This is a genomic window from Paenibacillus ihuae (assembly GCF_001368795.1).
Lineage (GTDB): Bacteria > Bacillota > Bacilli > Paenibacillales > Paenibacillaceae > Paenibacillus_AQ > Paenibacillus_AQ ihuae.
Genome location: NZ_LN831199.1, coordinates 114,225 through 123,718 on the forward strand (window position 1 = coordinate 114,225; position 9,494 = coordinate 123,718).

Annotated in this window: 11 protein-coding genes; all 11 read right to left on the reverse strand. The window is 42.9% G+C overall.

Annotated elements, in window-relative coordinates; genetic code table 11:
- A partial coding sequence (locus AQR02_RS34665) for a preprotein translocase subunit SecA (protein WP_342447484.1) occupies positions 1-910 on the reverse strand: 910 nt, incomplete at its 3' end.
- 295 nt (positions 911-1,205) lie between these two features.
- Positions 1,206-1,763, reverse strand: a complete 558-nt coding sequence (gene hpf / locus AQR02_RS20190; protein WP_054942254.1) for a ribosome hibernation-promoting factor, HPF/YfiA family — start codon at positions 1,761-1,763, stop codon at positions 1,206-1,208.
- A gap of 259 nt (positions 1,764-2,022) precedes the next feature.
- A complete protein-coding gene (locus tag AQR02_RS20195; RefSeq protein ID WP_054942255.1) occupies positions 2,023-3,447 on the reverse strand; it encodes an S-layer homology domain-containing protein in 1,425 nt (474 codons plus the stop codon).
- A gap of 499 nt (positions 3,448-3,946) precedes the next feature.
- The gene (locus AQR02_RS20200) at positions 3,947-4,144 is read right to left on the reverse strand and encodes a cold shock domain-containing protein (RefSeq protein ID WP_019915069.1); all 198 of its coding nucleotides are present in this window, start codon (positions 4,142-4,144) and stop codon (positions 3,947-3,949) included.
- Positions 4,145-4,370: 226 nt separating this feature from the next.
- Positions 4,371-4,712 carry a flagellar protein FliT gene (fliT, locus tag AQR02_RS20205; RefSeq protein ID WP_054942256.1) on the reverse strand — a complete coding sequence of 114 codons (342 nt, stop codon included), beginning with the start codon at positions 4,710-4,712 and terminating at the stop codon, positions 4,371-4,373.
- Positions 4,705-5,115 carry a flagellar export chaperone FliS gene (fliS, locus tag AQR02_RS20210; RefSeq protein WP_054942257.1) on the reverse strand — a complete coding sequence of 137 codons (411 nt, stop codon included), beginning with the start codon at positions 5,113-5,115 and terminating at the stop codon, positions 4,705-4,707. Before fliS ends, fliT begins: the two co-directional genes overlap by 8 nt.
- Positions 5,116-5,130: 15 nt before the next feature.
- Positions 5,131-6,612 (reverse strand): flagellar filament capping protein FliD, encoded by a 1,482-nt coding sequence (gene fliD, locus AQR02_RS20215; protein ID WP_054942258.1) that lies wholly within the window; start codon positions 6,610-6,612, stop codon positions 5,131-5,133.
- A gap of 17 nt (positions 6,613-6,629) precedes the next feature.
- Positions 6,630-7,025 carry a flagellar protein FlaG gene (locus AQR02_RS20220; protein ID WP_054942259.1) on the reverse strand — a complete coding sequence of 132 codons (396 nt, stop codon included), beginning with the start codon at positions 7,023-7,025 and terminating at the stop codon, positions 6,630-6,632.
- Positions 7,026-7,204: 179 nt separating this feature from the next.
- Positions 7,205-8,569: a flagellin N-terminal helical domain-containing protein gene (locus tag AQR02_RS20225; protein ID WP_054942260.1), complete on the reverse strand. Its 1,365-nt coding sequence runs from the start codon at positions 8,567-8,569 to the stop codon at positions 7,205-7,207.
- A gap of 222 nt (positions 8,570-8,791) precedes the next feature.
- Positions 8,792-9,037: a carbon storage regulator CsrA gene (gene csrA, locus AQR02_RS20230; protein WP_054942261.1), complete on the reverse strand. Its 246-nt coding sequence runs from the start codon at positions 9,035-9,037 to the stop codon at positions 8,792-8,794.
- A gap of 1 nt (position 9,038) precedes the next feature.
- Positions 9,039-9,449: a flagellar assembly protein FliW gene (gene fliW / locus AQR02_RS20235; protein WP_245237637.1), complete on the reverse strand. Its 411-nt coding sequence runs from the start codon at positions 9,447-9,449 to the stop codon at positions 9,039-9,041.
- Positions 9,450-9,494 lie beyond the last annotated feature (45 nt).

Consider the following 9,494-nt stretch of genomic DNA (forward strand, 5'->3'; position numbering starts at 1 on the left):
CACGGCGCATAATTACATTAGCCTTAAGTGCCTGGACGATATGATGATTAAGTGTCACATGACTATGATCATAAAGGTTCTCAACACCAAAAGCGCGTTCAGCCGTAGCGACGCCCTTCTCTGTCAAAGCCACCGATTTCACTTTAATATCTACTGTATAGTCCTCTTCAGCAGTCAGCTTCTTCACAAAGCGGTCTGCAGCATAATACAGTTCTGTCGATTTCTCGGCTTGTCCGGAAATAATAAGCGGAGTCCGCGCTTCATCGATTAGAATGGAGTCAACTTCATCAATAATACAGAAATATAGCGGGCGCTGTACCATTTGCTCCTTATAGAGCACCATGTTGTCACGCAAGTAGTCAAAGCCGAATTCATTGTTGGTGCCATACGTAATATCGCAGGCATAGGCTTGTTGTTTATCAGCATGGTCCATGCCGTTCAGGTTCACCCCAACCGTCATGCCCAGGAAGTTATAAATTTGTGCCATTTGCGCACTGTCACGCTGTGCCAAATAATCATTTACCGTTACAACATGCACACCCTTACCGAGCAATGCATTCAAGTAGACCGGCAATGTCCCTACCAGTGTCTTACCTTCACCTGTCTTCATCTCGGAGATCCGGCCTTCATGCAGCGCCATACCTCCAACTAGCTGTACGTCAAAATGCCGCATGCCCAGCGTCCGTTTGGAAGCTTCGCGTACGGTTGCAAATGCCTCAGGAAGAATTTCCTCGAGGGTCTCGCCTTTTTCGATCCGGGCACGGAATTCTTCGGTCTTAGCCTGGAGCGCTTCATCCGAGAGCGCTACGAAATCCGGCTCCATCGCATTAATTACTTCGACCGTCTTCATCAGACGTTTGACATCGCGTTCATTGGTGTCACCGAATATTTTCTTTACAAGTCCTAGCATGGTTAACCCCTTTCATGCAACACAGATGGTGGAATCGAGCCCATCCTCACTAATATTGAAAGGGCCATATATTATTTCGATTCCGCTGCTTCATAAATTGTAACAGTTTGTAAGAGAAGCCGCAATACGAGTAGCTGTAACCTTATTTGGCAAAATATAAGAAGCTGAGCTTTCTTCCCCTTTATATACGCACAAGAGCCCTATTCGCTGAAGCGAATAGGGGCTCGGTTAATTGTCTTAGTCATACTGAAGCGAAGAAAACATTCCCAGCATCTACTTTTGGGTATTTACAGGTCTAGTTCTGTTCGATCAGGCCGTACTTCCCATCATTCCGTTTGTATACAACACTCACTTCAGAAGTGTCAATGTTGGAGAATACAAAGAAATTATGTCCAACCATGTTCATTTGCAGAATCGCTTCCTCGACATCCATAGGCTTCAAGGTGAAGCGCTTGTTCCGCACAACTTCCAAATCATCATAATCCTGTTCCTGATCCTCAACAGCTACGGCACCGGCCGATCCTTCCACGAACAAGGTCTTCAAGCTGCCTTCCTGACGGAACTTACGATTGAGTTTGGTCTTATGCTTGCGAATTTGACGTTCCAGCTTGTCCACTACGGCATCGATGGATGCATACATATCATCGCTGCGATCCTCGGCACGAAGCGTAACACCCGCCAGTGGAATGGTTACTTCCACCGTATGAAGGCCACGAACAACGCCAAGCGTCACAAATCCTTCTGAGGTAGGGGGTGCATCGAAATACTTCTCAAGTCTGCTGAGCTTCTTATCAACATAGTCTCTCAAAGCGTCGGTCACTTCAATTTGTTGACCTCGAATGCTGAATTGCATGGGCACTCCTCCTTTGTTTACGTTCTCATTATACCAAATTGTCAGGCCTAAGTAAAAAGCAATTCATTACAGACTTTACATTTACCTTACATATGTCCAACTTTCTTTTATTTTACAAACAGAAAGTCCGGAAAGGGCAATCTTCTTTCCCTTATCCGGACCTAGTCTGGCTTATAGTATTATTCCTGATACCCTTAAATTATATAATCAAATTACTCATACCGCGTATTTTTTCCTTCACAGCCGCCATTTCTTATGGCTATTTGGTATGAATCCGCAGAATTTCTACGGGCGACCATGAGCTGCCACTGCCTGTGATGACATATACCTTATAATCGGTGTGGGCAGTAAGTCCGCTTAACGTCAGAGTTTGTCTAACTCCTGGAGCTGGAGCCGGTGAAATAGTGCCTGTCCAAGGTGCACTCAACTGAACGCCACTGCTATTTTGACCGGCAGCAACCTGTGCTGCGCTAGGATCGGCAGCATTAGCCGGCAATACAACATATCTTACCGGGGCAGATGCGCCTCCCGTTTGACCGTAGGATACATAGACATCAGCAGTTACAGTCCCCATGGAGCCCGGACTAAGCTCTGTAATCGCCGTAGCACCGCCTGAGGCTGTAGTCAAACGCAGAGTTGACACGGTCGACCAGCTTCCAACAGAATCCGAAAGCGCGATATAAGCCGCATACTCGGTGTTAGCCTGTAGTCCATAAACGGAGAAAGAAACCTTCGTATTACCAGTTGCTGCTACTTTTCCATAGTTTACTCCTGCAGTTCCTGTACTGGTCAGGCCTTTTGTGATCTGCAGGGTGCTTGGAACTGCCGCAGTGCTGGTGTAAGGGGCGACTACATAATAAACTGCCCCCGTCACTGACGGTGTCAGATACACGTCTGCTGTAACAGAACCGACATGCCCATAAGTAATATTGCTGACCGTTGGCGCAATGGTTCCTCCACCGCCACCTCCGCCACCGCTTCCTCCACCGGTCGTGCTTGTAGGCGTTGGGGTTGGCGTAGCTGTTGCTGATGGAGTAGGAGTAGGTGTTACCGGGTTACCTGAACCGCTCGGCTTGTTCGCCGCTGAGTTTCCAATAATACCTACGGCCTCAGCTCTGGTCAGTGGTCTCTTAGGCCCGAAGGTTCCATCCGGGTAACCGTTGATGATGTTCTTAGCTGCCGCGGCTGCAACTGCACCCTTGGCCCATGAGGCAATTTGGGCGCTGTCCTTGAACGTAAGAGAGGTGTTGCTGCTATCCAAGCTAAGAAGCTTGGCAGTAATTACTGCAGCTTCCTGACGGGTAAGCGGACTGGCAGAACGGAATGTATTATTCTCATAGCCGCCGATGTATCCGGCTTTTACGGCTTTTGCCACTTCGCTATAAGCCCAGTTGGAGTTCTTAAGATCTTTGAACGCAATAGATGCCGTTTCCGTGAACCCAAACAGGCGATTCACCAGGGCAACATATTCCCCGCGGGTGATGGGCTTATTCGGCTTCACAGTGCCGTCAGCATACCCTTGCAAATAACCCTTATTGAGCCAATCCTGCAGTTGGTTTTGTGCCCAGTGCCCTTGAATATCCTTGGCAGCCGGTGCAGCTGAGACACTACCCAGAGCCCCGAACAACATGCTAACCCCAAGCAAACCAGTCATCAAACCGCGCAATGCTTTCTTCATCTTCATTCTGCTGTCCATCCTCCTAAAAGTTTTGTGAGCATAGCCTGCCGATTAGCATCGTACAAAAGCGACACTGGAAGCGTATGCTTAAAATTGGAGAGCCTCCGCTTTGCATAAACACTTGTCCAAAACCTGCTTCGGAAGCATACTGTTAGTTCTGTCAGCTTAGGCAGTATGAAATAATTCAGGCACCGCTTATTTTGGAACCATTATCCGTAGTACATGGGCTTTAGCATCACTGTACATCTATCGCTAATTACATCATTTTCAACCATACGCCTAAGCTGCAATTAGTCTGCATCGAGGCAAGAACGTAGGCCCAACATCTTTAATTACCCAGATTTTGCATTACTCTAACATAAATTTGGAAATTCATGTGAGGTTTTCGCTTTTCGCACCCCTTTCCGTACAACAAAAAAGACCTTGGGAAAATCCCAAGGTCTGTGCTAGCGTAGTCTCAATTGCTAACCATCTACCATATATGTAGGTCGGCTGCGCCGGATGATTATAATTTGATGACGTTAGCTGCTTGTGGTCCGCGTGCGCCTTCTACGATATCAAACTCTACGGATTGACCTTCATCCAAAGTCTTGAAACCGTCAGTTTGGATTGCGGAGAAGTGTACGAATACGTCGCCACCGTCGGCAGTTTCGATGAAACCATAACCTTTTTCTGCGTTAAACCATTTAACTTTACCTTCCATTGATTAAACATTCCCTTCGTCATCAGATGAACGTGAGTCTTGCTCACAATTCGACTATACCACCGCTGCTTCTCTATTGTCAATTGGAAAAGTAAATGTTTACTTTCAATAATTTACCATTCATTAATTTAAAAATAAAGTAGCTTAAACTGTGATCATTTCATCAAAAAAGGAGCAGACGCTTTATACTACCCGTCTGCTCCTGAGATGAAACATCAGGAAATTATTATTTTTTGCGGTCCATTAGGATGCTGTCGGGGGTGTAGGCAGCTTCGTAGGCGTTGCGTTGGGCTTTGGCTTGGTTGCGTTTTTGGAGCCAATCACGGGCTTCCTGCCGAAGCTCATTCATGCGTGCAGTGATTTCAAGATCTCGATGCAAAATTCGTTCGATTTCAATTTTCTGCGGCCCCGATGCAGGAATCGACGAGAACTGTCGGATGATGTTATCAATCAGCTTTTGACGCTCTTCCACGAAAGACTCAAACTCTTCGAATTCAGCTTGGTATAATCGCTCCATCATATTCTGCGTTAACAGCTGCAGCTCTGAAATAAGTTTATCTTTATCCATTAGTACTTTCCATAGAGGTGCTTTCTGGGCTCTGACCTGCTGCGATCTTTGAAGCCTGAAGCCAAGTTTCCCGTATTTCAGTTAAGTAACCTAGCGCTTCTTCTGCCTTAGTCTTATCTTTACGGATATTGGCTTCAACCAGCAAAAAATTTGTATATTCGTACATAGTGAATAAATTATTGGATACATCGTAAGAGTAATTAAGAGTACTCATCAGTTCACTGATTATGGTTTGAGCCTTACCAAGATTTGTATTGGCTTTTTCGTAATCATTCTTCTCCAACCCATCCATACCAGCCCTCACAAAACGGATTGCTCCGTCGTAGAGCATAAGCACTAATTGAGCAGGGGTTGATGTTTGCACAGCAGATTGTCGGTACTTTTCGTATGGAGATTTAATCATTGATTTCACCCTCTATTATGATGTAGTGCCTAGACTCGATAAAAGGCTTGAGGATTGAGCATTCAGCTTGCTTATAGCTTTTTCCATTGCAGTGAATTGATTATAATAACGCGTTTCTATCATAGTCAAATTTTTCTGAAGAGCCGTAATACGGGAGTTATATTCCTTTAACTTTTTCCCCATAACACTCTCTTCTTTATAAGTACCAGTGAGATTAGCAGAAAATCTATCCGTACCTGCTCTGTCGGAGATATCTTTTAGTACAGCACTTGTTTTGTCAGCTAATTTATCAAAAAGACCTGAAGATGGTGAACTAGCGGTTCCTTGAAATAAATCAATGATCTTCTGTGGATTCTTATTCAACGCCTCTTTAAAAGCAGTTTCATTCAAAATCAGTTTACCATTCTCCGAATATGTCCCTGTTGTAATACCTATAGAACTGAGATCGCCCAAGTTTTCTGTTATAAGTAATCGCATGGAGGAAATCGATGATTTCAGGATATCATCATTTTTGAGCAAGCCACTTTTAGCCTTTTCTGTCCATGCTAAAATATCACTTTCCTCCATCTCTTTCTTCTGTTCATCAGTTAGCGGAGTGAAATCACGATATTTTGCTTCATTAACTTTTGTATTCAATGCACTAATTAATTTATTGTATTCTTCTATAAATGCTTTGATAGTTTCTAAAGGTTTTTCAGGATCTGTTTGAGTAGTTACTTTAGTTGACCCGTTTGTTCCTGTCTCTGCCATCAAAGTAAACTGAATCCCATTTACGACAAATACGTTTGAACTTTTAGTTAAGGATTCGCCATTAATTACAACAGCTGCATCACTACCATTTACAAACAAACTGTTATCGATCCCATTAAATAGGCTCAACAGATTAGTGCCTGTTCCTGTCCCTATATCAACCTTACCCTCTGCACCCATAGTATTAGATGAAATTATAAATTGTCCTTTAATTTCGTCAAAGCTTGCTGTCACATTCGCTTTTTCATTTGAATTTATTTGTGCAATGACTTCCGAGATGCGGACATCACCATTAAAAGTGAATGTCTGATCATTTACTTTTAGAGTATAGGGTTCAGCAGGTACTGGAGACAACTTAGAACTTAGTTGATTGAGTGTTGAATCCGAAGTAAATCCTTTGCCAGCCCCGGCAGTTTTAACTGTTTCTTTTGTTGCCAAACTTGCTACAGTTATCTCCATATCAATTCCATTTGCAGTTGCCAAAGCTTCTGCCTTTACCGCAGACGTATTGCCACTCACTAATGCCTTATTGGCATTTAGAGCTGAAGATATACCAAATTTATCAATTAATTTGTTGTTTCGGAAGTCGTATAGTTTACTATTAATTTCACGGTAACTATCTCTCTTCCAGTCCAGTAATTGTTTATCCTGATTTAGTTTTTCTAGCGGGACGCGCTTATTCATCATCATACTCTTAACCATACTATCGATATCCATCCCTGAGAATCCATTAATTCTATTTACCAAAGTTGCCCCCCCTTATCTTAAATTCTTTCATCAATGAGTAAACCGGCAATTTCCATCATTTTCGCGACCAAATCCAGCGTTTTTTCAGGAGGCACCTCACGAATAAGCTCTCCGGTCTCTTTGTTCATTACCTTTACCATTATGTCATGTGTTTTTTCATGTATACTAATCTCTAATGTTGTTTGAGGACCTTGCAAAGATTTAACTGCTCGCTCAATGGTTCTAATAAGCTGTTCATCGGCAATAGATACATTGACACCCTGTCTCTCTTTCGTCCCCAGGTCCTTGACATCCCGAATAATGGGGCTATCACTAGCAGGTATAGGCATATTAACAGTACTAACTCCGGATTCCACTTTACTTTGATTCCCGATAGATGCAGCAGCGGCGGAAAGAGAAAACTGCACGTTCATGTATCTAGCCTCCAGCAACAATAATTTATATTATATATATCGGTTTCGATTAGGAATATATTAGGATTAAGAATGAAAAATAACTTGCCACAGATGTATAGTAAATCATTCTTCATAAATACATTCTATATACAAAAAGCCCCAGGGATCCCCCTGGGGCTTGAAACATTGTTTGAAGATTAACGAAGCAATTGCAGAACACCCTGTGGTTGTTGATTTGCTTGTGCCAACATAGCTTGAGCTGCTTGAGCCAAGATGTTGTTCTTCGTTTGTTGCATCATTTCTTTAGCCATGTCTACGTCACGAACACGCGATTCAGCAGCTGTCAAGTTCTCGGAAGAAGTATTCAAGTTGTTGATTGTGTGTTCCAAACGGTTTTGGTAAGCTCCCAGTTTAGCGCGTTCGCCAGAAACTGTTTCCAAAGCTTTGTTGATAGTAGTAATAGAAGAAGATGCTTTGCTTGCTGTAGTAACATCAATTGCGTCTACACCAATCGAAGCAGCTCTCATATCTTCTACGGAGATTTTAAGCGTTTGGTTTTCGTTTGCACCGATTTGCATTGAGAGTTCATCTTTGTTAATTGTAATTGTTGAAGTAGAGGCATCTGCTCCCTTGGCATTCAACACGAGACCTTTAAGTGCTCCGTCTGTAATAGTCAGGTTACGGCCATCGTTAGCATCAACTTGTACACCAACTGCTGCACCACCTACAGTAATCGTAGCATTTTCACCAGCTGTAGAAACTGCTGCGCCTACCAGACCAGCAGCCGCATTACCTGCAATGGTATTAGTTTGAGTACCAACTTTATTATTCGTTAATACTAGGTTGTTAGAAACAATAGATGCAGTTAATCCAGTTTTATCTTTGTATTCGTTTAATTTACTAGCAATTTGGTCTGCTGTATAAGCACCAGCTTCAAATTTGATCGTTGTTCCATTAAGAACAAGGGAGTCATTGGTATCTTTAGTGATTGTAACTCCACCAGAAAGGTCTATTGCACCCGTTTCTTTACCTTGTACAGCAGCATTTGTTACAACAACTGCATAACTACCTTCAGTGATCGTCGAAGCCAATGCAGACTTAATTCCTACGTTAGCAGGAGTTCCGGATACAGCTTTTGTACCGTAGTCACCAGTCAAAAGGGACTTGGTATTGAACTCAGTAGTAGTTGCAATTCTGTCGATTTCTTCTGTCAACTGATTGATTTCTTTCTGTAATTCTCCACGGTCAGTAGAAGTATTTGTGTCATTCGCAGATTGTACCGAAAGTTCACGCATACGTTGTAGAATGCTGTGAGTTTCGCTAAGTGCACCCTCAGCAGTTTGAATCAAAGAAATTGCATCTTGTGAGTTCTTGGAAGCCATATCCAAACCGCGGATTTGACCGCGCATTTTTTCGGAGATTGCCAAACCAGCGGCATCATCACCAGCACGGTTGATGCGAAGACCAGAAGACAACTTCTCGATGTTTTTGTTAGTATTGGCAGTGTTAGTAGACAGTTGGCGGTGAGTATTCAACGCCGCGATATTGTGGTTAATAATCATTTGATATTTCCTCCCTGAAATTAAGTTAGTTCCACATCCATGTGGTAAGCGCTGAGCCATTAAGGTCGGCCGCCCTGCCGACTCAGTGCCTAATACATATATCGACGGTATATCCCCAACTGTTTAGAGATTTTTTAAGATTTTTTTGAAAATTATCAGATTTTTCTTCAGAAATATAAAAAAGTAGCTAAATTAGCTACCCCAATTGGTGATTCGTTGAATTCATTCTTTATGAGTACTTCCTCCGCGAAGCCGATTCATCAATGCATTCAAATCAGATTTCTGCGGAGATACCGATTCTCGATTAGATTGCTGTATGGAGAGATAAACTTCCTTACGGAAAATATCAACGTTTTTAGGAGCGGAGATACCAACCTTAACAATATCTCCTTCCACACTAAGAATTGTCAGTTCGATCTGGTCCTGAATAACAATCGATTCTCCTTTTTTGCGAGAAAGTACGAGCATGTTATCCACCATCCTTTCCGTCTGTAGTGGGTTGTTCCGGCAGTAAGCTATGTTTGGTATGGTAAGGCGCATTGTGCAATACGATTTGCTTACCGATTTGTCTGGCTGGATTCAGCACAATCGGAGCCAACAAATTAATTGTTGTATGTTCTATCTGTTCCCTAACTGTAATAATACAACGAATCAGTACCTCGGAATGAATTTTAAGTTCTCTTGCCTCATCATCGGATAGTTCAAACTCATAAGAAGGATAGAAAGCAAACGGATCACCGAGAAAAAAAGACAATCCTTGATTGTTCACAGACTGTAAGTACCAGAACGGAGCTTCCTCCATAGCTATCAAAGCAAACTCTGTCTCCTCATCAAAACCTGGCAGACCTTTGGGAAAACGATAGATCTGATCATCACTCACTTCAATTCTACCCCAAGACAACGTTTCTATAATCAAATCAATTCA

Excerpts from the sequence above, each read along its gene's own strand:
- fliS (WP_054942257.1), bottom strand. The coding sequence starts at position 5,115 with ATGATTAAATCTCCATACGAAAAGTACCGACAATCTGCTGTGCAAACA.
- AQR02_RS20195 (WP_054942255.1), bottom strand. The coding sequence starts at position 3,447 with ATGAAGATGAAGAAAGCATTGCGCGGTTTGATGACTGGTTTGCTTGGG.
- fliT (WP_054942256.1), bottom strand. The coding sequence starts at position 4,712 with ATGGATAAAGATAAACTTATTTCAGAGCTGCAGCTGTTAACGCAGAAT.
- AQR02_RS20200 (WP_019915069.1), bottom strand. The coding sequence starts at position 4,144 with ATGGAAGGTAAAGTTAAATGGTTTAACGCAGAAAAAGGTTATGGTTTC.
- AQR02_RS20220 (WP_054942259.1), bottom strand. The coding sequence starts at position 7,025 with ATGAACGTGCAGTTTTCTCTTTCCGCCGCTGCTGCATCTATCGGGAAT.
- csrA (WP_054942261.1), bottom strand. The coding sequence starts at position 9,037 with ATGCTCGTACTTTCTCGCAAAAAAGGAGAATCGATTGTTATTCAGGAC.
- hpf (WP_054942254.1), bottom strand. The coding sequence starts at position 1,763 with ATGCAATTCAGCATTCGAGGTCAACAAATTGAAGTGACCGACGCTTTG.
- AQR02_RS20225 (WP_054942260.1), bottom strand. The coding sequence starts at position 8,569 with ATGATTATTAACCACAATATCGCGGCGTTGAATACTCACCGCCAACTG.